This window comes from Capnocytophaga cynodegmi DSM 19736 (genome assembly GCF_000379185.1).
Taxonomy (GTDB): domain Bacteria; phylum Bacteroidota; class Bacteroidia; order Flavobacteriales; family Flavobacteriaceae; genus Capnocytophaga; species Capnocytophaga cynodegmi.
Genome location: NZ_KB900703.1, coordinates 47916 through 73041, shown reverse-complemented (window position 1 = coordinate 73041; position 25126 = coordinate 47916). Strand labels below are relative to the sequence as shown.

21 protein-coding genes and 1 pseudogene are annotated in these 25126 nt (G+C 33.7%); 16 read left to right on the top strand and 6 right to left on the bottom strand.

All coding sequences use genetic code 11. The features are described 5' to 3' along the window. Positions 1 to 29: 29 nt before the first annotated feature. Positions 30 to 718, bottom strand: a pseudogene (locus tag YW9_RS13210) (IS1 family transposase). 216 nt (positions 719 to 934) lie between these two features. Between YW9_RS13210 and YW9_RS0100280 the strand changes: the two are divergent. Beyond that, positions 935 to 1807: an SDR family oxidoreductase gene (locus YW9_RS0100280; protein WP_018278172.1), complete on the top strand. Its 873-nt coding sequence runs from the start codon at positions 935 to 937 to the stop codon at positions 1805 to 1807. A gap of 136 nt (positions 1808 to 1943) precedes the next feature. Here the strand turns inward: YW9_RS0100280 and YW9_RS0100275 are convergent, their stop codons facing one another. Continuing rightward, the gene (locus tag YW9_RS0100275; protein ID WP_026193686.1) at positions 1944 to 2645 is read right to left on the bottom strand and encodes an IS1 family transposase; all 702 of its coding nucleotides are present in this window, start codon (positions 2643 to 2645) and stop codon (positions 1944 to 1946) included. A gap of 107 nt (positions 2646 to 2752) precedes the next feature. Between YW9_RS0100275 and YW9_RS0100270 the strand changes: the two genes are divergently transcribed. After that, positions 2753 to 3079 (top strand): nucleotide pyrophosphohydrolase, encoded by a 327-nt coding sequence (locus YW9_RS0100270; RefSeq protein ID WP_018278169.1) that lies wholly within the window; start codon positions 2753 to 2755, stop codon positions 3077 to 3079. 116 nt (positions 3080 to 3195) lie between these two features. Here the strand turns inward: YW9_RS0100270 and YW9_RS12295 are convergent, their stop codons facing one another. Continuing rightward, positions 3196 to 4656, bottom strand: coding sequence for a M20/M25/M40 family metallo-hydrolase (locus YW9_RS12295; protein WP_018278168.1), 1461 nt, complete (start codon positions 4654 to 4656; stop codon positions 3196 to 3198). Between the two features lie 216 nt (positions 4657 to 4872). Between YW9_RS12295 and YW9_RS0100260 the strand changes: the two genes are divergently transcribed. Further along, positions 4873 to 6063 carry a phosphoglycerate kinase gene (locus tag YW9_RS0100260; RefSeq protein WP_026193685.1) on the top strand — a complete coding sequence of 397 codons (1191 nt, stop codon included), beginning with the start codon at positions 4873 to 4875 and terminating at the stop codon, positions 6061 to 6063. Positions 6064 to 6161: 98 nt separating this feature from the next. On the opposite strand, the gene YW9_RS13400 is transcribed toward YW9_RS0100260, so the two are convergent. After that, a complete protein-coding gene (locus YW9_RS13400; RefSeq protein ID WP_018278166.1) occupies positions 6162 to 6305 on the bottom strand; it encodes a hypothetical protein in 144 nt (47 codons plus the stop codon). 36 nt (positions 6306 to 6341) lie between these two features. Continuing rightward, positions 6342 to 6470: a hypothetical protein gene (locus YW9_RS13760; protein WP_262481893.1), complete on the bottom strand. Its 129-nt coding sequence runs from the start codon at positions 6468 to 6470 to the stop codon at positions 6342 to 6344. A gap of 332 nt (positions 6471 to 6802) precedes the next feature. On the opposite strand from YW9_RS13760, the gene YW9_RS0100245 reads away from it, so the two are divergent. The 13 genes from YW9_RS0100245 to YW9_RS0100185 all read left to right on the top strand — a co-directional run bounded on the left by YW9_RS0100245 (position 6803) and on the right by YW9_RS0100185 (position 24061). Next, positions 6803 to 7804: an NAD(P)H-dependent glycerol-3-phosphate dehydrogenase gene (locus YW9_RS0100245; RefSeq protein ID WP_018278164.1), complete on the top strand. Its 1002-nt coding sequence runs from the start codon at positions 6803 to 6805 to the stop codon at positions 7802 to 7804. A gap of 431 nt (positions 7805 to 8235) precedes the next feature. After that, on the top strand, positions 8236 to 9000 hold the full coding sequence (locus YW9_RS0100240; protein WP_018278163.1) for a DUF6261 family protein: 765 nt from the start codon (positions 8236 to 8238) through the stop codon (positions 8998 to 9000). Between the two features lie 107 nt (positions 9001 to 9107). Next, complete coding sequence (locus YW9_RS0100235; protein ID WP_018278162.1) at positions 9108 to 10214, top strand: putative glycoside hydrolase; 1107 nt, start codon at positions 9108 to 9110, stop codon at positions 10212 to 10214. Between the two features lie 108 nt (positions 10215 to 10322). Further along, positions 10323 to 10799 (top strand): hypothetical protein, encoded by a 477-nt coding sequence (locus YW9_RS0100230; protein WP_018278161.1) that lies wholly within the window; start codon positions 10323 to 10325, stop codon positions 10797 to 10799. A gap of 265 nt (positions 10800 to 11064) precedes the next feature. Continuing rightward, positions 11065 to 14352, top strand: a complete 3288-nt coding sequence (locus tag YW9_RS0100225) for a SusC/RagA family TonB-linked outer membrane protein (protein WP_018278160.1) — start codon at positions 11065 to 11067, stop codon at positions 14350 to 14352. 11 nt (positions 14353 to 14363) lie between these two features. Further along, positions 14364 to 15713 carry a RagB/SusD family nutrient uptake outer membrane protein gene (locus tag YW9_RS0100220; RefSeq protein WP_018278159.1) on the top strand — a complete coding sequence of 450 codons (1350 nt, stop codon included), beginning with the start codon at positions 14364 to 14366 and terminating at the stop codon, positions 15711 to 15713. Between the two features lie 8 nt (positions 15714 to 15721). Continuing rightward, positions 15722 to 17149 (top strand): TlpA family protein disulfide reductase, encoded by a 1428-nt coding sequence (locus tag YW9_RS0100215; protein WP_018278158.1) that lies wholly within the window; start codon positions 15722 to 15724, stop codon positions 17147 to 17149. 285 nt (positions 17150 to 17434) lie between these two features. Next, a complete protein-coding gene (gene greA / locus YW9_RS0100210) occupies positions 17435 to 17908 on the top strand; it encodes a transcription elongation factor GreA (RefSeq protein ID WP_026193684.1) in 474 nt (157 codons plus the stop codon). A gap of 7 nt (positions 17909 to 17915) precedes the next feature. Further along, the gene (locus YW9_RS0100205) at positions 17916 to 18311 is read left to right on the top strand and encodes an HIT family protein (RefSeq protein WP_018278156.1); all 396 of its coding nucleotides are present in this window, start codon (positions 17916 to 17918) and stop codon (positions 18309 to 18311) included. A gap of 184 nt (positions 18312 to 18495) precedes the next feature. Next, complete coding sequence (locus YW9_RS0100200; protein WP_026193683.1) at positions 18496 to 19266, top strand: polysaccharide biosynthesis/export family protein; 771 nt, start codon at positions 18496 to 18498, stop codon at positions 19264 to 19266. A gap of 5 nt (positions 19267 to 19271) precedes the next feature. Beyond that, positions 19272 to 21617, top strand: a complete 2346-nt coding sequence (locus tag YW9_RS0100195) for a GumC family protein (protein WP_018278154.1) — start codon at positions 19272 to 19274, stop codon at positions 21615 to 21617. A gap of 179 nt (positions 21618 to 21796) precedes the next feature. After that, positions 21797 to 22828, top strand: coding sequence for a class 1 fructose-bisphosphatase (gene fbp / locus YW9_RS0100190; protein ID WP_018278153.1), 1032 nt, complete (start codon positions 21797 to 21799; stop codon positions 22826 to 22828). Between the two features lie 78 nt (positions 22829 to 22906). Then, the gene (locus YW9_RS0100185) at positions 22907 to 24061 is read left to right on the top strand and encodes a beta-ketoacyl synthase N-terminal-like domain-containing protein (protein WP_018278152.1); all 1155 of its coding nucleotides are present in this window, start codon (positions 22907 to 22909) and stop codon (positions 24059 to 24061) included. Between the two features lie 17 nt (positions 24062 to 24078). On the opposite strand, the gene YW9_RS0100180 is transcribed toward YW9_RS0100185, so the two are convergent. Next, positions 24079 to 25125: a carbohydrate-binding family 9-like protein gene (locus tag YW9_RS0100180; RefSeq protein WP_018278151.1), complete on the bottom strand. Its 1047-nt coding sequence runs from the start codon at positions 25123 to 25125 to the stop codon at positions 24079 to 24081. Position 25126: the final 1 nt, after the last annotated feature.

The following is a 25126-nucleotide window of genomic DNA, read 5'->3' as shown; positions in this document are numbered from 1 at the left end:
TTTCGGTAGAGTTACACAAAGTATGATACTCAAATCCACCCAAAATTGATGTAGAAAAACACAATTTCAAAGGCTTTTATATGGTTTTCAAACAGCAAGTTTTCCTTACCACTCGGCGTATGCGATGTCTCAAAAGTGTGTTATTTCCTTCAATGTTGGTAGTGTACTTTTTACCAATTTTATGTGTATATTCTTGAAACACAGAGGAAAAAGCCTCCCAATTATCTGTACAAATCTCATCAAAACTAACGCCCAATTTCTTCAATTTCTCACGAAATTTTTGGGCTGTTTTTATATTTCGTTTGCCCTATACCCACGCTACAATTTCCTTTGTTTCAGCACAATAAGCATAAATCAACCACTTTTTATTCTTCTTTTTTCCCACAAAAGTCCAAAGTTCATCAATTTGTAATGATTTGTATTTGCTTTGTTTGGGTTTGATTTCTTGATTGAAATTTACCAAAACAGAAAGCACTTTTTTGATGCTAACTTTCTCAATTTCAGCAATATCACGAATACCTACATTTCTTGCCAAAAGCAAGAGAATTTTCGCAGCGATATGCGAAGCCCAACCTTTATAGGTCAGATTATGATCGCCGATAAATTGGCGTTTACAGGTTTTGCAAAGATAGTTTTGTTTTCCGTAGGATTTTTTTCCGTTTTTTACTACATTTGTGCATTGACAATTGGGGCAGTGGAGTTTAATTGTTATTAGCATTCAACAAAAATACAACTTTACTCCCTGATTGTCAATTTTTTATACCATCATACTTTTTAAAACACGACCCAAAAAAATAGAAATTTTTGTCAATATATTTTTAAGCTACTAACTATTTGTCATTCAAAAATTTTTCTACCTTTGCACTGAAAACTTAGTAAAGTTTTTAAATATTATGAATTTTGAAAATTAGAATATTTTAAAAAAGGAAAGACAATGAATATACACAAGCAATCTACAATCGGTGTGATAGGTGCTGCAGGTCAAACAGGTGTGGCGGTTTTGAAAAGTCTTCTCAGCAAAGGTGTACAGGTGCGTGCCGTTATTCGACACGAAAGCCAAAAAGAAAAACTACCTGAAAATATAGAGACTATTGTAGCCAATAATTCAGATTGGAATGCACTTGCCTGCGCCATTGAAGGATTGGAAAGTGTTTACTATATTCCTCCCGTATTTTCCAAGCAGGAAGTTGCATTTGGCAAAAATGTGATAGCGGTGACACAAAAGCACAAAGTACGATTGGTATATCATTCTGTTATGCACTCCAATACGCCAACAATGCCACATCACTGGAATAAATACCAAGTAGAACAGCTTATCAAGAAATCGACAATTGATAAATGGACAATTGTCCAACCTGCTATGTATTCACAAACACCATTGTCTTTTCTCAATGCAGACAAAACTCGTATAATAGCAGGGTTCGATATGAACAAAACTTTTACACCTATAGATTTGGTAGATTTGGGTGAAGCTGTTGCCAATATCCTTATAAGCGATAGGCATCATCAGAAAGTGTACGAACTAGCAGGCAACGAAAAATTGACGCTGAGCAAAATGATAGAAATTATCCGACAAACAACAGGGAAAGACATCAAACCTGTCAGACTACCGTCTCTAATTGTTGCAATAGGTGCAGCTGTCAAACTGCGTACCCAAGCCGTATTGATGATAAAGACAATGTTCGACCATTACAACAAAAATGGTTTTACAGGAGAAAGTAAAGATTTAATCGGATTGATAGAGAGAGAACCTACTAGTTTCCGCCAAACAGTCGAACGGGAGTTGGCACTGTATTGCATTCAGTAGGCATAGATTATAGTATTTACAAGACTTTTTAGATAGTTTTTATAACCCAGAAATTTTGTTACCTTTGTCCCAAAAATGATTTTTAGTTTTAATATCCTGATAAAGTAGATTGGCAGTGTTTTCCAAAGTATGATACTCAAATCCACCCGAAATTGATGTAGAAAAACACAATTTCAAAGGCTTTTATATGGTTTTCAAACTTTTTTGAAAAACAGCAAGTTTTCCTTACCGCTCGGCGTATTCGATGTCTCAAAAGTGTGTTGCTTCCTTCAATATCAGTAGTGTATTTTTTACCTACTTTATGTGTATATTCTTGAAAAACAGACACAAAAGCTTCCCAGTTATCTGTGCAAATCTCATCAAAACTAACACCCAATTTCTTTAATTTCTCACGAAGTTTTTGGGCTGTTTTTATGTTTCGTTTGCCCCATACCCACGCTACAATTTCCTTTGTTTCAGCAGAATAAGCATAAATCAACCACTTTTTATTTTTCTTGTTTCCCACAAAAGTCCAAAGTTCATCAACTTGTAACGATTTGTATTTGTTTTGTTTGGGTTTGATTTCTCGATTGAAATTTACCAAAACCGAAAGCACTTTTTTGATGCTAACTTTCTCAATTTCAGAAATATCACGAATACCTACATTTCTTGCCAAAAGCAAGAGAATTTTCGCAGCGATATGCAAAGCCCAACCTTTGTAGGTCAGATTATGGTCACCGATAAATTGGCGTTTACAGGTTTTGCAAAGATAGTTTTGTTTTTTGTTCTTTTTATTCCCATTTTTGACTATCTTTGTGCATTGACAATTGGGGCAGTGGAGTTTAATTGTTATTAGCATTCAACAAAAATACAACTTTATTCCCTGATTGTCGAATTTTTATACCATCATACTTTTTAAAACACGACCGATTTTTCTAATTCTATTTTTATAAATTTTCTTTTAAAATGAATATAAAAAATGCTCAGTTAGAAGTAGATAACTGGATTAAACAACACGGAGTTCGCTATTTTAATGAATTGACAAATATGGCTCAACTTACTGAAGAAGTAGGTGAGGTGGCTCGTATCATCGCTCGTAGATATGGTGAGCAATCTGAAAAAGAAAGCGATAAAAATAAGGATTTGGGTGAAGAACTTGCCGATGTGGTGTTTGTAGTACTCTGTCTTGCCAATCAAACAGGGATTGATTTACAGGAAGCCTTCGACCGAAAAATGGATAAAAAAACTAAACGTGACCATAATCGCCATCATAATAATGAGAAATTAAAATAATTCAGGTAATATATTTTAAAAAGAAAGGATTAAATAAAATTATAAAAATAAGCCATAAGCTTGTAAACTTATGGCTTATTTTTTTGTATATCTATCAATGACTAAATATCAGTTTTTTACCAAAACTTATAAATAATTGTAAGATAAGTCCCTGACTGGTAGACCTTCTTATTTGTGAAAATCGAATTGAAAGAACCTCTATTTGTAATGGAAATTGTTGTATTTAGTGCTTCCAGACCAAAACCAAGATTATATCCCCATTCATTTTGTTTCAGGCTTTCGTTTAAGGAAATGTTTCCATCTTTTGTATTAAAATTGTTTCTGTAATAGGTTCCACCAAAAATAAACAAACGCTGTTGGTTTTTTCCTGAAGTTGTAGGTGACCCAAATTCTATATTTAAAGGAAAAGTGAATGAATGTCTTTTAAAAATTCCGTTTGCAGATTTTCCTGTATTGTAATCATATAATGTTTCGAGACTGAGGTGAAGTTTTTCCGTTATTTTATAGTTGAAGTGAAGTCCTGTGCTGTATGCAAATGCTGATTTGGAATCAAAAAATTCATCTCTATACAAATGTTTTCCCATACCTAAGTTCATAATGGCTCCAACTCGAAAACGATTCGTAAGAGTTTTGTTGTTTTTTTGGATTTTCTTTAAGGTAGCAATTGCTTCAATATCATTAGGTTGATTTGCAAGGTCTGTGATTACCCTGGCTATGAAGTTATTTATTTTAACCATTCCTTCATAATCTAACAGGTCTGCCTTATCTCCATACTGATGGTAAGGAGATTTTATCCCAGTAAACACGTGAACAGATGGAATACCTTTTTCTCCAAAATAGTGGGTGTCTGTTCTTTCCTCAATTTTGCTATTTACATTAAAAAGTGTAATATCTCCTGAATGCTTTTTTGCGATTTCTTCTCCGTTTTCAATGGTTTTTATTCCTTTGAGTTCTAGTTTTTTATTAGCTTCAAGCATACCAACCATATCAAAGTTAAACATTGCTTTTATATTTTCCAAGATGTCTTTTTCTAAATTATTTATAAAGTGAAGGGAGCCACGAAGCCCACTTTCTTCTGCATCGAAAGCAATGAATATCAGACTTCTTTTTGGATTATTTTCTGGTTTTGCAAAATATTTTGCTAATTCAATGAGTGCCGCGGTACCCGATGCATTGTCATCAGCTCCTGGATAGATATTTTTCTCTTTTTCTTTTGATAAATCATACCCTAAATGATCATAATGAGCACCTATTACGATATATTCACTCTTCAAAACGGAGTCTGTGCCTTCTACAATTCCAATGATATTGGTAGCATTTACTCTTGCTAAGTAAAATTTCAGTGAAAATTCCTGAAAATAGTCATTGTCAAAAGGTTTCAGACCTGCGGATATGAATTGTTCCTTTATGTACTCTTTTGCTAAATCTTTTCCATTTGTACCTAAGCCTCTTCCTTCGAGTTGTTCTGAGGCGAGATAATCAACATGATTTTTAAAGTCTTCAGCAGTGACAGTTTGAGCAGCAGAGTTGTAAAAACAGAAAATAAAGATGATGAATAGTATTTGGTATGGTTTCATAATGTGACTTTTTATTAATGAAAGACGCAAATCTACTATTAAATTTATTAGAAAACAATGCCTATTTACAGAAATATTTTTTGTAACTACGTGGTATGATACTTTGTAAACATTTCACAGAAAATTTTGATAGTAAAAATTTCCTAATACAGAAATAATTTGTAATTTTGAAGCTCGAAAAGAAGTGAAAAATAATTTAATTCATTACATATTATGATGAAAACCATTGACAATTTTAATTTCAAAGACAAAAAAGCACTTATCCGTGTGGATTTCAACGTGCCTTTAGATGAAAACTTCAAAGTAACCGACAATACACGTATTGAAGCTGCCAAACCAACGATTGAAAAAATACTAAATGATGGCGGTAGCGTGGTATTGATGAGCCATTTAGGTCGCCCAAAAGGAGAAAAAAATCAGAAATATTCGCTTAAACATATCGTTGATGAGGTTTCAAAAGAATTAGGAAAACCTGTTATTTTCGTTGATGATTGTGTGGGCGAAAGCGTAGAAAAAGCCGTAGCACAAGCTCCAAGTGGAAGCGTAATTCTGTTAGAAAATTTACGTTTTTATGCTGAAGAAGAAAAAGGGAATGAAGATTTTTCAGCGAAATTGGCAAAATTGGGTGATATTTACGTGAATGATGCATTCGGAACGGCACATCGGGCACACGCCTCTACAACTATCGTGGCAAAATTCTTCCCAAATAACAAATGTTTCGGATATTTGCTTGCCAAAGAGATTGAAAGTATCGACAAAGTGATGAAATCTGGCGAAAAACCAGTAACGGCTATCTTAGGAGGTTCTAAAGTTTCTTCAAAAATTACCATCATCGAAAATATTTTGGATAAAGTAAACCACTTAATCATCGGTGGAGGAATGGCGTACACTTTTGTGAAAGCACAAGGCGGAAAAATTGGAAATTCTATCTGTGAGGACGATAAGTTACAATTGGCGTTGGATATCTTAGCTAAGGCTAAAAGCAAAGGCGTTGAGGTGCATTTGCCGGTAGATGTAGTTGCTGCTGACGATTTCAATAATGAAGCTAAAACACAAGTAGTTGACGTTACTAATATTCCTGACGGATGGCAAGGACTTGATGCTGGACCAAAAAGTTTGGCAAACTTCAAAGAAGTTATCTTAAAATCAAAAACCATTTTGTGGAACGGACCTGTGGGCGTGTTTGAAATGCCTACTTTTGCCAAAGGAACCATTGAAGTGGGTAATTTCATTGCCGAAGCTACCAAAAACGGAGCATTTTCACTTGTAGGTGGAGGTGATTCTGTGGCTGCCGTAAAACAATTTGGCTTTGAAAACAAAGTAAGTTACGTTTCTACAGGAGGTGGAGCGATGCTTGAAAGCCTTGAAGGTAGAGTACTACCAGGAATTCAGGCTATTTACGAGTAAATTTTTTCATAATAAATAGTTTTAAATTGAAAAGATGTTGTCCAAATTTTTGAATAACATCTTTTTCTTTTTACTAAAGTCGGTCGAAATTTTATGGTTTACTTTTTCTTGCAGTCGCACTCAACTGAATTCCAGCCCTCAACAAATCTCTCAATAGCGTCACCAGATTTAACAATGGCAAAAATGGTAACCAAGATGATGAAAATAACTTTAGATACAGACCATTTTTTCTTCTCTTTCATAACATTCTGATTTTGATTTGTAAAATTAAACTAAGTTTATTTGTTAATTGAGTTTTGATAATTAGCTACAAACTTCCCGATGGAATATCCAACCTGATAAACAAAGAAAATACCTAAAACAATCATCAGGATAAATCTTGATAACGATAATCTTCCTTTGCTCATTGCTTTCAAGTATTATGATTTCTTCGGCAATTATATAACTATTTTTTGATAAAATCAATAATTTGCTGTTTATATTTCTTGTTTATGATAAATATAATAGGAATATTGCATATTGAAAAGCGAATTATTTAACTAAAAAAATTTCAATCTAATTGTTTTGCGAAATGTTTTGAATCAGAATAATATGTTTTTAGTTAAAAGGACGTTTATGCTGTTTTTGTAAATTTTTATTGCGTATGGTTACCTTTTTGCGTAACCAAATATGATTTGAAACTATTTTGTGTATTGAAAAATCTTTCATAATTTAGCTACCTTAAAAAGGACTTCTATCTATGGAAAAAGAGTTAAAAATTTCGGTCATTGGAGGAGGAAGTTGGGCAACGGCATTAACGAAAATACTAACTACCAACCTTTCGCAGGTATGTTGGTATATGCGGAATAGTTCGGCAATTGAACATATCAAAAAAACAAATCATAATCCTAATTATATAACCGATGTTGAGTTCGATATAAATAAATTGAAGCTAACCGATGATATTAATGAGGCTGTTGCATATGGAGACTACTTAGTCTTTGCCATTCCGTCGGCGTTTTTAAGTTCAGAGCTTCAAAAGTTACACCTTCCGTTATCGGATAAAACTATTTTCTCTGCCATTAAGGGCATCGAACCCCAAAGTGGTTTGATTGTCGGTGAATATTTTCACAAAATACATCAAGTACCTTACGATAACATCGGTGTAATTGCCGGTCCGTGCCACGCAGAAGAAGTTGCCCTCGAAAGGCTATCCTATTTAACCATAGCGTGTTTCAATCAGGATAAAGCAAATACAATGGCACAGGCAATGAAAACCTATTATGTCAAAACGAAGCTATCAGATGATGTTATTGGAATTGAATACGCTGCAATGTTAAAGAACATTTACGCTATTGCAGCTGGAATTGCCCACGGATTGGGTTATGGCGACAATTTTCAAAGTGTTTTGATGAGTAACGCCATACGTGAAATGCGTAGATACATTAAAAGAATCCATAAAATAAAACGAAATATCAATAATTCAGCTTATTTAGGCGATTTATTGGTTACGAGTTACTCTCTTTTTAGTCGAAACAGGACATTCGGAAATATGATTGGCAAAGGATATACTGTAAAGAGTGCAATTATGGAAATGAATATGGTTGCTGAAGGGTATTACGCCGTAAAAAGTGCTTATGAAATCAATAATAATCATTTTCGAAGAAGTCGTACTCCCATTTTAGATGCAGTGTATCATATTTTGTATGAAAATAAGAAAGCAAAAAAGGTATTTGCAGAACTAACAAATCATTTGAATTAACTTCTAAGGATAATTAAAATGAAATCCCCTAAAAAGAAAATTTATTTCTGGATAAATAATATATGTCAACTAAAAAAGGAATTCCTTTTTTGTTTAATTGAAATAAAATAGACTTAAAAGGAAGTTTGATTTATCATTTTAAAAATTAGTTATCCTAAAAAGGGGATTTGAATTAGGATTTTAATTTTATATTTGCTTTGTTTGTTAGTATGATTGAAGCGAAATGTTTTATTTTAACTTAGTTTTTAATTCCGATTTGATGTAAATAAAATTATTTTTCTTAAAAAGGTAGTTTATTTTAGTGTTTTTAAAATTGAATTAGCTGATTTAATCTTCCTTTTGGGGATAAATAGAGTATATTAACATAATAAAGAAATAATTTCAAGAAAAAATAAAAATAAATGAGTATAATTAAACTAAATTTCTAAGTTATGAAAAATAATAATTTGGTAGCCTTAGATATGTCTAAGCTACATAATGTAGAGTTATATCAGTTGATGAGTCGTTTTTTAGACGATTTTTTTAAAAGCAATCTGGATTTGGAAAAAGATGGGGATTTTAAAAGATTAATTGAGTCATTAAAAACTCAATTACCTATTTTTAATGCTGCATCTAATCAATTAAGAGCTAATAATGACTCTTCTAAAATAAGAAACGCCGATAATGAACGAGGAAGTGCTTTCAAATCGTTAAAAAATTCCTTAAGAGCCTATCAGAGTACAAAAGAAGCAAATGAAAAAGAGGCATATGATGCTATTAATTTGGTTCTTTCGGAATATAAAGGCTTAGAAAGTAGCAGTTATGAGGTACAAACAAACCGTATTGTCAATTTGGTTGAACGTTTGAAGTCGGATACTTATAAAAAGCATATAAAGGAGCTTTCAATTGAGAAATTTGTAACTCGTTTGGAGAATTCAAATACCCATTTTGATGAACTTTTTGCAAAACGCTCTTTTGAGGGTTCCCAAAAGCAAAATTATGATACAAAAATCATCAGAAAGTCTATCTTAGAGGATTACAGAAAGTTAGTTAACTATGTTTATGCCATTGCTGAGGTTAGAGAAGATAATTTTTATAAAGATACCTTAGTTATTATCAATAATTCACGCAGATATTTCGCTGACACTATCCTTTCTCGAAGAACGAAAAAGAAAGATACCAAAAAGGAGAATAAACAAGATAAAACTGAAATGTAAAATCATAGATTGAAGCTCATTTTTTGTTTATTTAAATAGAAAATAGCTATATCTGAATGCCTAATTAGCCTATCATTGATACGATAAATTATTAATTTAATACCATTATGATTAAAATAAAACAAATATTGTTAGCAGGACTAACGTCTTTGCTTGTTTGGAGTTGTGAGGAGAAAAAAAGTACTTCGAAAGAGGCTGATGCAATTCCTGAGAAACAAAAAACATTTACTTTTTCGACTTGGATAACTTATGACAGGGAAAAAACAAACACAAGTTATCACGAAGAATTTAAAAAATACAAAGAACACGGCATTACTGAGGTTTTAGTAAATACAGAAGCCAATGCAGAGGCACTCAAACGACTTGTTCCGATAGCAAAACAAGAAGGAATTAAACTCCACGCGTGGATAATGACTGTAAATCGCCCTGGAGATAAGGTCGCTTTGGAACATCCTGAATGGTATATGGTCAGTAGGGAAGGCAAATCGTGCCACGATGTTCGTCCTTACGTTGATTATTATCAGTGGTTATGCCCCACACGTACAGAATCCCGAGAACATATCCTGAATCTGGTTAGCCAACTTGCAGAAGTGGAAGGTATAGAGAGTGTTCACTTGGATTATATTCGTTTTCCTGATATTTATCTCCCGATAGGGCTATTACCAAATTATAATCTTGTTCAGGAAGAAGAATTACCGCAATTTGATTTCTGTTATTGTGATGCGTGTACCTCTGAATTCGAGAAATTACATCATAAGAACCCAAAATCATTCTCAAATCCGGCTATTGATATGGAATGGAAGCAATTTCGTTTGAATAAAATACGTGATTTGGTTAACGAGGCTTCAGAAATAGTACATAAAAAGGGTAAAAAAATTACAGCAGCCGTATTTCCTTATCCCGAAATGGCTGACCATATGGTAAGACAACGTTGGGATAAATGGAATATAGACCGCGTATATCCGATGATATATCATAACTTCTATAATGAAGAAACTGATTGGGTAGGATTTGCAACCAAACAAGGAGTTGAGGATTTAAAAAATAATAACACCGAATTACATACAGGTATTTATGTGCCACCAATTTCAGCAGATGAATTAAGAAAGGCGATTCTGTTTGCTAAAGATAACGGAGCTACAGGAGTTTCCTTTTATGATGGTCCTGAAATTACAGAAGAACAATTAAAGGTAATTCAGGAATTAAGCAAATAAATTTAGGGTATTTCTGTTTGTCAAATAAGGTAAACTAATTTTTAGTTTCTTCGTTTGATAAACAGAAATACTATTTTTAAAATAAATTAACCATAAAATTAATATATTATGAATAGAATGTTTTTAGTATTGCTCATTGCATTTACCTCATTATCTTTTTCATATTCTCAGCAGATTGAAATTAAGAAAGTATTTGGTGAAAATAGATTTTACCAAGATGGAAAGCGTCTGTATATGAAAGATGTAATTACATTGATGGAAAACAATCAGGAAGCTTTACTAATTATGAAAAAAGCCAGACAAAACAATAACATAGCTATACCTGTTTCTATTGGGGGAGGTGGTTTGATTGGTTGGAATTTAGGTAAATTAATCTCAGGAGGCAAACCGAATTGGATTGTGGCAGGAATAGGAGCTGGATTAACAGGGATTGCAATCAAACTAAATTCAAATGTAAATAAATATTCAAAACAGGCTGTCGAGATATACAATTCTTCTTTAAATAAAGATAGTTCATACAGATTTCATCCTGAATTTAATTTAATTTCCAACGGAATGGGAATTGGATTCGCTGTAAAATTTTAAAAGACGTCCAAAAGTAGTTCTACATAGGGTTACCAATATTGCACAGGCATAATAGTGCATACTTCTATTGATTTTAAAAATAAATGATAATATAAAAAATTCAATTAAAAGCTAAATTATTTGCTTTTTTTATTATTTTATGTTATATTTGTCGGTAATATTTATTGAATTTATTTTTATAAATGATAAAAATTTATTGAATAAATATCTATTTCCAGAAAAGTGTAGCATATCATTATTTTTTTAACATAAAAACTGGCTTCGTATGAAAAAAGGACTTGTATTATTTTTCGTTTTACTAACCGTTGTGGTTTGGGGACAAAAAGACGTTACAGGAGTGGTAAAAGACCAGCAGGGCGTACCCATTATAGGGGTGAATGTCGTTATCAAAGGAACTAGCAAAGGAGTTTCTACTGATTTTGAAGGTAATTTTGTGTTGTCAGCCAAAGAAGGAAATGTGCTTGTGTTTTCGGCAATTGGTTACAAAATGCAGGAGAAAAAAGTGATGAAAAACGGAGCTTTTATCTCTGTTGTAATGGAAGAGGATTTGATGGAAATAGATGAGGTGGTTGTTACAGGTTATCAGACAGTTGACCCTACTAAAGTGGCTACTTCCTATACTAAAATTGACATTAAAAACTTTGAGCGAAGAGGAACACCCGATATTATTTCAGGAATAGAAGGGCTTTCGGCTTCTTTGGTTTTGTCCAACAATCCGAATAACCCGACAGGTTCTAAGGAATTTTCCATTCGTGGGGTTTCTACACTCTCTGGAGATTCTCGTCCGCTTATTGTTTTGGACGGATTTCAATACGGCGGGAGACTTGAAGACATCAATCCGTATGAGGTAGAAAGTATTACCTTGCTTAAAGATGCTGCTTCGGCTTCTATTTATGGAGCAAAATCATCTAACGGAGTAATCGTAATTACAACTCGAAAAGGTAAAGAAGGAAAAACACAAGTGCGTTATACTAGCAATCTTACTTTTGAAGATAAAATGGATTTGGGGTATATTATGAATCGGGTTTCTTCGTCTAAATTGGTGGATATTCAGCATCAGTATGCTAAGGAAAATCACAATTTTGTACAAAATTATCAAAAACTTTTTGAAGCGAATAGCCCTTATGCTTCATACTATGCAGCAAATTCAAATCGTGTGTATTATCTTTATGGATTAAAGAAATATGGGTATATTACCGAACAAGATTTTGATGAGCAGATAGCTCAACTTCGCTTGTATGATAACACGAAAGATATTGAGCGTTTGTATTTGCAAAGCCCAATTACTAATCAACAAAACATATCAGTATCAGGTGGTTCAGAAGCATTCAAATATCGAACTTCATTGAACTACACACATAGTTTGAAAGGTGTTAAAAATAATGAGAACCAAAGAGTTATATTTGATTTTATCTCTAATTTGAAATTTAGTCCAAAAGTGAATTTAGATTTTCAAACTAGTTTAACATCAAACAATAATTCTTACAAACTCATAGAAGATCAACAGAAAAGTTTGGAACGAAGCGACATTTTTAAAATTGGTTCATATGACCGCTTTTTTGACGAAAAAGGAAATCCATTATCTGTTTTTAAACCTGGAGGAAATGTAGGGACAAACTCTGGAGGGCTTTTTGGTGGAAAAGATCCCTATGAAATTCAAAGATTAGTAGCTAATGGGCTTTTAGATGAAACCTATTACCCAGCACTTGACTTTGGTAAATACACAACTAAAGAAAACGATTGGACAGCACACGTTCAAGGACTTTTAAACATCGAACTCAATGAAGGGTTAGTTGCTAAAATAGGAGGACAATTGAGGAAGAAAGCCTTTAGCACAAATAACACATCAGCTGCGGACTCTTGGTATATGAAAAGTCTTATCAATAATACCACACCATTGTCATTCAGTGGAAATGCCAGAGATTTGATAATTCCTTACGGAGCTCGTTTCAGAGAAACTCGTGGAGAATCTATTGATTATTTGTTCCGCACCCAACTTGAATTTAATAGAACATTTGGTGAACATAACATACATTTACTCGCAGGGGCTGAAGCTCAGGAGGATAAAATACAACTAACCCAAATAGATCGTTTAGGATATGACCCTAAGTCAAACTTGTATTTACCTACCGATTATAAAACCTTACGTGATGATATAAATAATGTTTATCATCCTAACAAAAGAATTGCCAGTGGTATTCGTTTTGATGAGGGCTTTGAAGAATTTCAAAACAGATATATTGCCGCATATTCTAACTTTTCGTACTTATACACCGATAAATACGTACTCTCTGGAAGCATACGTATCGACCAATCTAATCTTTTTGGAACAGACCCTAAATATCGATATAAACCTTTCTGGTCGTTGGCTGGTCGTTGGCGTTTGGGAGAAGAGGCTTTCCTAAAGGATAAAAATATGAAACTTGATTTACGTGTTTCTTATGGAGTTAATGGAAATATCGCTAATAAATACGGACCTTTTGATATTGCAGAAAGGAGATTCGAGTATCGAGCAGGAGACATACTTGCTTTAAATATTACAAACTATAGAATCAACAATTTAAGATGGGAAAGGTCAGAAACTGCCAATTTTGGAGCGGATTTGTCTTTTTTCAACAATCGTTTAGAATTAGTATTGGACTATTATCGTAAAAAGACAACAGATGCTTTGGCAAAAATAGATTCAGATCCCACTTTTGGTGCTGATTTTGTTTATCGCAATGATGCCTCTTTAATCAACAATGGGTATGAAGTAATGCTCACTTCCCGAAATATTCGTACACCAGATGTACTTTGGGAAACTCAACTCTTCTTCAGATATAATAAATCAAAGATTACTGAAGCAAGTTTTGATACCAGTACAGGAAGACCACACAATTTTTCCGGAAAAGTACACAATATGAAAGGTAACGAACCTAACTCTTTGTATGTATTTGAGTATGCTGGGGTTAGTGATACTGGAGAAGGTCAAATCCGTAAGGCAGATGGTAGTCTAGTAAAAGTAGAGTATAGCTATAGTACTCCCAAACTTTTCAATTATGATGACTTGAAAGCTGTGGGAACAGTAATACCTAAGTACGCAGCTTCAATGAATAACAATTTTACATACAAGGGGGTGGGACTTTCATTTTTATTTGTGTATCAAGGAGGACACGTTATGCTCAAAGATAGCTATAATGGTTCTCCAATTCAAAATGGAGTTTCACTAATGCATAAAGATACTGAAAGAGTTTGGCAAAAACCTGGTGATGAGTCTTTTACTGATATTCCTAAGCTTAATTCGGCATTATATAGTAGCATCATTAGTGGTTCAACTAAGAATGTGTTACCTGCTGATTTTATCCGATTAAGGGATGTAGTTTTAAGTTATACCTTACCAACCAGTCTCTTAGGTGGGCTTAAAGTCAAAGAATTGACAGTAAATATGAGAGCAGGAAATTTGTGGTTGTGGACTAAAAATAAAGAAGGTATCGATCCTGAAACACAAGGGTTAGGAATCAGAACTCCTCGACTGCCCAAAACCTACACGATGGGGATTAATCTAATCTTTTAAATCTTGAAGAAATGAAAAAGTTATATTTTTTAAGCATACTGGCAGGAGCCATTGTTTCCTGTGATAAATATTTGGATATTGAACCAAAAGGCTCCGTTATTCCTCGTACGGTGGAAGAATACGATTTGCTCCTTAATGGAATACATAGCACTTCTAATGAAGATGTTCTGGCACTTACAGCTGATGATTTTAATCTTTATACTTTCAATTCGTCACAGGCGATAGATGTAAAAAGTCCAGATAACCAAGATTTTCAGTTGTATTCGTGGGGCGATTTTCGGTTCTATAACATAACCTACCCTGTTTTGGCTTGGAACACATCGTATAGTAATATCTATATCAACAATAAAATCATCAATGAGGTAATACAATCAGATCCTTCACTGAGTTTCAAGGAAGAAGATAAATTTAAAATACAAGCCGAAGCCTATTACAACAGAGCATTGGACTACTTTTTCTTGGCAAACATTTTTGCTAAAGCCTATTCATCTTCAGCTGATAGAGATTTTTCTGTTCCCATAGTTACTAAGGCTGATGTAACACAATATAATTTACCAAGAGCAACAGTTAAAGAGGTTTATGATTTTATTATCAATGATTTAGAAAAATCGTTAGAATATCTTCCTGCTAAATCAAAAGCGCATATTCGTCCGAATATAGGTTCAGGCTACGCGTTGTTATCAAGAGTGTATCTTTATAAGGGAGATTATCAAAATTCTTTAGAATATGCTAATAAAGCAATAGGAATTTCTAATGTTACGTTGCAGGATTATGTAAATTTTGATGAAACAAAAATGGAAGAAGCTTATAGCTTTGAACAATATTCCATTCGCTATTTTGGTGCAACTGCAGGTTATGGAGGTAGTTTATCTAATAATTTGAAAACTGTTTTAAGCACTACGGACGATGCCCGTTATTACAAGTTCTATGAGGTTGATCCAAACTATGGTGAGGGAAGAATATCCTACCAAGTTACACCCAATGCGGCTCCTTCTGTGGGTGAAATGTACATAACTCGTGCTGAATGTTATGCTCGTTTGGGTAAAAAAGATTTGGCAATCGCCGATTTGAATACGTTACGCGAAAAACGCCTCAAAAATTACACACCTTTGCAATCTGCTGATTTTTCGTCAGATAAAGATTTGATAAAATTCTGTTTGGAGGAACGAAGACGAGAAACTTTCCAATCGCATTTACGCTTGTTTGATGTGAAGCGAATGAATTTGGAGCCTGATTTTGCAACCACGCTTGTAAAGGAATTTCAGGGAGAAACTTACAAAGCTGAACCAAATTCAGGCAAGTTGGTGCTACCTATTCCTGCACAAGTAATGAAATTCAACCCTTCTTGGAAGAATAATTAATTTATGTGATGAAAAAAATAAGCATACTTTTGGCTTTTACTATGGTAATTAGCTGTGGTACGCCAGATAAAAAAGGTAATTTACTTTCGGGAAAAGTTTCAGGAGAAGCCAATAATAATTTGTCGGTTAATTTGCCTATTGACGGGAAATATTTTGCAGGGAATAATCAGCAAATCAACATTAAAAAAGACGGAAGTTATTCTGTTGAAATTCCTGAGGGAACAGCAGGAATGGTTTTTTTACACAATCACTTTATTCCAGCCTACTTGTTTATAGATAAGCAAGAACAATATGTTGTGGATTTTCAGGGCGAAGAAGTTACTTACGACTCTGATAATCAAAAGATGTTTCAATTGTTCAATGATTTGGAATTGTTTGCTGATGTTCGCAGCACAGTAGATGTGGAAAAGCACACGAACTTGGAGAGTAAAGTAAAGTATTATTCTGAATTATTGCAGCGAAGAAAAGAAATTCTGGATAAAGCTCGTGAAGAATTGCAACTTTCTGAAGTGGCTTATGAAAAGTTGAAAAATCTGGTAGCATTGAAAGTAGCTGACTTGCAATCTGCTGATTTTTTCTTCACATTCCGACTTTTTTATGAGCAAACTCCCGAAAAAAATAAGGAATTTGCTGATGTATATTTGAATTCTTGGGAAGAAATTTACGAAAAAGCCTTTCAAAACCCCGATTTATCGGCGTATGATGGGCAAACTGCCTTTCTTTCGCGTTACAGAATGCTACAAGATATTAAAAATACAGGAACTTTGCAGTTTGAATCATCTGAAAAGCCTTATTTCATTCGTGAAATTGATTTTTTCCGAGCAAATTTACCACAAAATTTAGTTGAGTATGCTTGGGCAAATACAATGTACGAAGGGCTGATGCAGGGAAATTTTGAAAAAGAATGGATTGCCAATTTCGAAGAATTTAAAACACAATTTCCGAGGAGTAAACTCACGGATTTGCTTATTCCTTATTTAAAGAAGGTTGTTGAATATCACAGTAGTGAGAAAGGTTTTTCTGTGAATTTTGTAGAAAACTATCAAAACATCAACTCTTTAGATGAACTTTTTGCAAAATATCAAGGAAAAGTACTTTACATTGATATTTGGGCGACTTGGTGTGTGCCTTGCCGTAAAGAATTACAATATTCTAAGGAAAATCATCCCACTTTGGAAACAATGGGCGTGATTCCTGTTTATCTCTCGATTGATAAAAATAGTGCTGATAATCAATGGAAAACAATGATTAAAAATCTGAAATTGGAAGGTATTCATATCAGAGCCAGTGAATCACTTCAAAAGGAATTGGGCGAGTTTGTTAAGGCAATTCCTCACTATATCATAGTTGGGAAAGATGGTAAAATTAAAGAGAAATCCGCCAAACGTCCTAGTGATAAACAAGATTTATTCGACCAACTAAATAAGTACTTATAGTTTAGTTATTTAGAAGTTTTTTTGAATTCGTTACAAAACTTATTTTTCACTTTTCAAGAGTTTTGTAACGAGTTCTTTTTTTGTGACGTTGCCATAGAATTGCTGGTAAAGTTTTGTATTTTCTACAAATAAATAAAATATTTATTATCAATTTATTGCAAATTCTGGGTGCTTAATTTAAAAATTAGACTTTTGTATTTTGCTTTCAACTTATTTTTCGTATCTTTGTCCCCGAATCCTCAAAACGCTTTGAGGATTTTTCGTTTTTTTAAAAATAAAGGAATTATGAGTAACGTATCGTATTACACCGCTGATGGTTTAAAAAAGTTGAGAGAAGAACTTAATCAACTAAAAGATGTTGAGCGCCCTAAGGCTTCGCAAGCTATCGCTGAAGCAAGAGATAAAGGAGATTTATCTGAAAATGCCGAATATGATGCAGCCAAAGAGGCTCAAGGACTTTTGGAGATGAAAATAGCTAAGTTGGAAACACTGTTAGCAAATGCCAGACTGATTGATGAATCACAACTTGATACTTCAAAAGTGTTGGTGCTTTCAACGGTTAAGATAAAAAACTTGAATAATAATATGCAAATGACATATACTTTGGTTGCTGAAAGTGAAGCTGACTTAAAGTCAGGAAAAATTTCTGTAAGTTCTCCTATTGGCAAAGGCCTATTGGGTAAATCTGTTGGGGAAATAGCAGAAATAAATGTTCCCAACGGAGTTTTAAAAATGGAAATTTTAGAAATTACCAGATAGAAGGCTTATGGCAACAATTTTTACAAAAATCATAAATGGAGAAATTCCGTGCTACAAAATTGCAGAAGATGACGATTTTATAGCCTTTTTGGATATTAATCCGAATGCCAAAGGACACACACTTTGTGTTCCCAAAAAAGAAGTGGATAAAATTTTTGATTTGGAAGATGAGCTGTACTTGAAGTTGATGATTTTCTCTAAAAAGATAGCTAAAGCATTAGAAAAGGCTATTTCTTGTAATAGAGTAGGAGTAGCGGTCGTAGGATTGGAAGTGCCTCACGTTCACGTACATCTGATTCCTATCAATAGGATGGAAGAGATGACTTTTAACGAAAAAGTAAAGCTTACAGATGCCGAATTTAACAAAATAGCTGAACAGGTTAGGAAATTTCTTTTAGACTAGCTGTTTGTTGACATAATGTTTGTATGTTAAATATTTGTTAGGAATTATTTTAAACTTGGAAAATTAACGCTGATATTATACTTTTGGCGTTGATTATTCTAACCAAAAATGTAGCATTTTAGAAAAGGAGTGAATACGCGCAAAAAGTTCAAGTTTAAAAGTTGTTATAAATAAAAACTAAATAATGAAAAGAGTATTAATTTTATTTTGTGTAAGTTTGATGTTGTTTTCTTGTGCATCAAGGGATAAGGTAGCTTACTTTACCAATGCTAAGAATAACAAGGTGGAGACATTGAAATCCTATGTTTCAAGACTTCAGCCAGATGATTTGTTGAGTATCATAGTGAACTCCAAAAGTGAAGAATTACTTAGTGAGTTTAACAAAGGGTTAGTAGGATTTCAGCCTTCTTCAGGAGTAAGAGTATCACAGTCGATGTTACAGACTTACTTGATAGATAAGGATGGATACATCCACTATCCAACTATTGGGAAAATAAAGTTGGGAGGTCTAACAAGGCAAGAAGCTGTAGATTTGCTTACAAATGCTATAAAGCCTTATATAACGGACGCTACAATCAATTTGAGAATTTTGAATTTCAAAATAACAGTAGAAGGCGAGGTTAATCGACCTGGTACCTACACTATAGAATCGGAGAGAATAACACTTCTTCAAGCTTTGAGCCTTGCTGGAGATTTGACAATTTATGGCAAAAGAAAGAACATTTTGATCATACGAGAGCAAGATAATCAACGAGTTTATAAAACTATTGATATTACTTCTACAGATTTTATGAATTCCGAGTACTACTACTTAAACCAAAATGACATTGTTTATGTAGAACCAAATAAAACGAGAGTTAATTCTTCAGTTGTGGGACCTAATACAACCACAATAATTTCGTCTATTTCAGTGCTTGTAGCTGTGGTAGCTTTAATAGTGAATATAAGTAGATAATTTTTATGGATAATAGAGAAAAATTTAACTCAGAGGAAACGACAGGAAATTTTAATTTTATGGAGCAAATAACTCCATATGTTTCCCGTTGGAAATGGTTTTTAGCTGGAGGCTTTTTAGCTTTGTTGGTTGCTTTTTTATATTTGAGGTATGCAACTCCACTTTATAAAGCATCAACAACAATTATGCTTAAAGATGAAAACAAAGGAGGGACTGTCAATGAATTCTCAATCCTTTCTGATTTGAATATTGGAGTAAAAGACAATGTCGAAAATGAAGTAGAAGTACTACGCTCGAGAACATTATCAGAGAAAGTAGTCAAAAAACTTAATTTGAATGTTTCTTATTTTCCTTTAGGGAAGAAAAAGCCGGACTTATACAAAGAATCTCCAGTAAATATTACACTGGAGAAAATAGCGGGTAGGTTTGATAAAGAAATGCCTCTAAATTTAGAAGTTAAAGGATTAAGTGATATTGCCTACAATTTTTACAATGATGGAAAGTTACTGGGAAAATATAACTATGGAGAAACGGTTAAAAATGAAATAGGGCAGTTTGTGGTAAACAAGTCTGAGCTGTATTTTAGCAAACCAGATTTCGGTTTGTCTATAGAACTTAATGGAGTTGAAAATACAGCTCAGATATATAGAAGAGTATTGAATGTAAATTTGCTTGGAAAAAATACTAGCGTTTTGGAGCTTTCATCAACAAATTCAAATAAGGAGAAAGCAATAGACTATTTGAACACTCTTGTTGAAATTTATAATTCAGATGCGATTGCTGACAGACGTTTTATATCTGAAAACACTTCTGATTTTTTAACCCAACGTCTTGACATTCTTACTAAGGAAATAGATGCAGTTGAGAAAACTACTGAAAAGTTCAAGAAAGATAATCAGGTTACAGATATTGTTTCTGAGGCTAATCTGTATACTCAAAACACGAGTGAATTTGAGAAAAGATACTTGGATGTCAACACTCGTGTTGAGTTGATTGACAATGTAATAAAAGGATTTATTGATACGGAAACAACAGGGAAGACTTTTCCTATGTTAGATGCTCTTACGGCAGATCCTGCATTGTCAGCAGCAATTAATGAACACAACAAGTTAGTTTTGTCTCGTAATGAATCAGCGGTTAATGCAGGTCCTGAGAACTTTAGGATAAAACAAATGGATGAGCAAATCAAATCGCTAAAAAAAGCCATCAAAGAAAACCTTATCTTGTTGAAGTCTAACTTGAATATACAAAAATCAGATATTAGTAGACAACAAAGAGTATTGAGTGGTAGAGTTAGTTCAGTACCTACTTTGGAAAGAGAATTCCGAGAAATTACAAGACAACAAGGTGTAAAAGACGCATTATATCTATATTTATTGGAGAAAAGAGAAGAGGCAGAGATTTCTACAGTTGCTTTAGCACCTAATGCTAAGGTAATTGATAGAGCGTTCTCTTCAAACATTCCAGTATCTCCTAAAAAGATGATAATTTATCTAGCAGCTTTGATACTTGGTTTAGTTATTCCTTTTACAATCATATATCTTAGTACTTTATTAGATAATAAAATCAAGAATAAGTCTGATGTGGAGAAATATCTATCTGCTCCATATTTAGGAGATGTACCTCATACCAAGTCAGATGATAAAATCATTAAGGCTAATAGTAACTCCGAGTTTGCTGAAGCACTTCGTATCATTAGGACTAATATGGATTTTATTCTTGGTAATATTGCGGAAAACAGAAGTAAATCTATATTTGTAACTTCAAGTTTGCCTAAAGAAGGAAAAACCTTTATGGCAATGAATCTTGCAGGGACGTTCGCTCTTTCTGGTAAAAAGACTTTACTTATTGAAATGGATATCCGTAATCCTAAAATAGGTCAATATTTAAAATTACCTTCACAAGGCCTTACTAATTATCTGGCATCAAGTGATATAGACATCAACTCTGTGATAGTTAAAGTTCCAGATTTCAAAGAATTATATGTAATTCCAGCAAAAGTAGTTCCGCCAAATCCAGCAGAATTGCTTATGAATCCGAAGCTTGCAGAAATGTTTGAATATCTGAAGACAAAGTTTGATTACATAATCGTTGATACGGCTCCTGTGAATTTAGTTGCAGATACTCTGTTAACGGCAAAAAATGCGGATGCATTTGTTTATGTAGTAAGAGAGAATCAAACAACTAAGGAAATGCTTCAAAAAGCACAAAAATTACATAAGGAGAATAAACTTCCTAATATGTGTGTGTTATTGAATGACACAACTGTTAAAGCTAACGATAGCTATGGTTATGGTTATTTTCAGGACAAACACCAAAAGAAACCTTGGTGGAAGAAAATATTAGGATAATTTAATTATTAAAATAAAAGAGCTGACAATAAAGTCAGCTCTTATTTTTTGTAATAATTTAATCTCAAAAATTCTTATTAATGATAGTTTAATGTCTAAAAAACTGAATTCTTTTTGTTTCAATAACTATTTTTTGCTAACTTTGAGGCAATGAAAATTAAAACTTAAAACTTTGAGAAATGGCTAAAAAAACGTATCAAACAATGGGTGAGTTTATCATCCAAAACCAAAAGGATTTTAAATATTCCACAGGAGAACTTACCAGACTTTTGAGCTCTATTCGATTGGCTTCCAAGGCTGTAAATCGAGAAGTGAATAAAGCGGGATTAGTAGAAGACATTTTAGGCGATATGGGTGAAGAAAACATTCAAGGCGAAGTTCAAAAAAAATTAGATGTTTTCGCTAATGAAATTTTTATAAAAGCCCTGACGCAACGCGAAGTAGTTTGCGGAATTGCCTCTGAAGAAAACGAATTTTTTATTCCTGTAGAAGCTTCTGAAAACAGCCATTTAAGCAAATATGTGGTGCTTATCGACCCTCTTGATGGTTCAAGTAATGCCGATGTAAATGTGACAGTTGGAACTATTTTTTCAATTTACCGAAGAATTACTCCAGAAGGAACGCCAGTGCAATTAGAGGATTTTTTACAACCAGGAAATCAGCAGGTTGCGGCGGGTTATATTGTTTACGGGCTTTCTACTATGCTCGTTTACACTACAGGCAGAGGTGTAAATGGCTTTACGTTAGACCCTTCCATCGGGACTTATTATCTTTCACATCCCAATATGCAATTCCCAAAAGAAGGCTCTATCTACTCCATAAATGAAGGCAATTACGTCCATTTTCCGCAAGGAGTGAAAGATTATATCAAGTATTGCCAAGAGTTGGAAGAAAATCGTCCTTATACATCACGATACATAGGTTCTTTGGTGTCTGATTTCCATAGAAATATGCTAAAAGGAGGAATTTATATTTATCCTTCGGGAACACGTACGCCACAAGGAAAATTGCGTTTGCTTTACGAGTGTAATCCTATTGCATTTTTAACGGAACAAGCTGGAGGAAAAGCCTCTGATGGTTATAATCGAATTATGGATATTCAAGCAACCACTTTGCACCAACGTGTACCTTTTTTCTGTGGTTCGGTAAATATGGTAGAAAAAGCAGAGGAGTTTATGGCAAAATATCCCGAAGATAAACCAGTTTATTGAAAAAATTTAGTTAGTGTGCTCCCATAATTGTTATAGATGACGATTATGGGAATATTATAATGTTTAAAAAAATAGATAATGGAATTGAATTCTGATGTAAGAATCTCCATAACGGGTATGGGATCGGTTTCGGCTTTAGGAAATTCTTTAGAAGAAATCACCCAATCCTATGAAAATAACAAGACACATATTTCCGTAAATAATTCAATTCCAATGGCAAGATTATCCGAAAGTAGCCATTTGGAAGTTGAAAATCTCAGACATTCCATCGAAAGTTATAAAAGTTTAGATGCTTCTGTTTTGTATGCTATTTGTGCTTCACGTAAGGCAGTCTCTCAGGCTGGTTGGCAAGATGTGCAATTTGGTATAAATATTGGCTCATCGCGTGGGGCGACCTCTCTTTTTGAGGAACATTATTCTTATTTTTCTAAAAATCAGAAATGTATGACTTTAGCGTCTCCTACAACTACACTCGGAAATATCGCCACGTGGGTAGGGCAGGATTTGAAAGCTACAGGATTTGAAATGTCACATTCCATTACTTGTTCAACGGCTTTGCACGCTGTGGCGAATGGAATCGCTTGGCTTAAAAGCAGAATGGAAAATCGTTTTTTGGTTGGTGGAAGTGAAGATCCTTTAACCCCGTTTACAATCGCTCAAGCTCAAGCCTTGAAAATTTATAGTAATCTAAGAGATGATTTCCCTTGTAAGGCGATGGATATTACCAAAAAACAAAACACAATGGTTTTGGGAGAAGGAGCTGGTGTGTTCTGCTTAGAAGAAGGAGCCAAAGAACAAAGGTTGGCTTTAATTACAGGATTAGGATTTGCTACTGAAAAACTGACTCATAGCGTTTCTCTTTCGGCAAATGGCGAATGTTTACAAAAATCGATGCGAATAGCTTTGGAAAATACAAGTTTGGAAGAAATTGATGTTGTTGTAACACACACACCAGGAACAATAAAAGGAGATTTGGCAGAAATCACTGCAATTCGTGAAGTTTTTGCGGATAAAACACCTATTTTGACTAATAATAAGTGGAAAATAGGACATACTTATGGAGCTAGTGGAGCCTTAAGTCTCGAAATGGCAATTTTGATGCTACAAAATCAAACCTTCTATGGGGTTCCTTATATTGAAAACCAGAAAAGTGTACCTCACAAAATCAGAAAGGTATTGATTAACGCTGTAGGATTTGGCGGAAATGCAATAAGCCTACTTATTGAAAAATAGTAAGTAGGCTTATATTTTTATCTTTCAAATTCTTCCAGCTTTCCATCTTGCATAATTACAAATGTTTTTCCTGAAAAAGGGCTTTTTACAGAGATATTCCAAAAAAATGGATTATCATTGAATGTTGCGGTTATTTTCTCTTTAAAAATGATGATTTCTTCTTTAACTTTTTTTGCAAGTACTGATCTTTTATTTGATTTGCTGAAATGATACAAATCATACAAGTATCTTTTGATGCTTTCGTCTTTTGGAACTTCAAAATGGTCTTTTTCACCTACTTTTTTTTCTGAAAAATACACATATCCCCATAATTCAGGTTCGTGCATACTGATTTTCCACTGAGGGGACCAAACCCAATTATATTCTGGTAGATTTTTGCCCTTTTCATCTCTTTTTTTCTGATATTTTCCCTCATTTAGTTCGAAATCCCAATGTACACGTGAGAAATTGACTCGCCAAAATTTTCCAGTAGGAATGTTATTCTGCATATGTGCCTCTCGCATTGCTGCCCACGGAATAGCTATTTCAACGCTCCAAAACTTATCAATATCGGTAGGAGTATTTAGCGTTCCTTCGATATGAACAGCTGTTTTTAAGCCGTTTATGTCCCAACCATCAAGTACCTTATTTCTCTCACGATATGGTTTTGTTAAGAATAAATCCCAAACCGTATTTAGGGCATTTATTTCAAATTCATAATAGTTATGCGAATCATTGTCAGGGTCTAAGAAAATTTCGAAATCATTATTATGATAAATAACAGTATCACGTTGCTTAAGTGTGGCCCAAATATGGGGGTCTTCCATTTTTGCAAAGAAATAAAAATATTCATCGTCATAAAGCATTTTTACATTGGTTTTAAGATATGGAATTTTTTTTCCTTCAATATCAATAAAATCGTCTGTAAATTCCGCTGATTTCCAAGATTTTTCTCCATCTTTGCCATCAATCTCTATTTTTTCAGTAGTTCGATAAGCTACATACGATTTTGGCTCAGGCTTTGTTTGGGCAAAGACACTCAGGCTGAATACAATCCCTAAAAATGTAAAAAAATTTTTCATCATT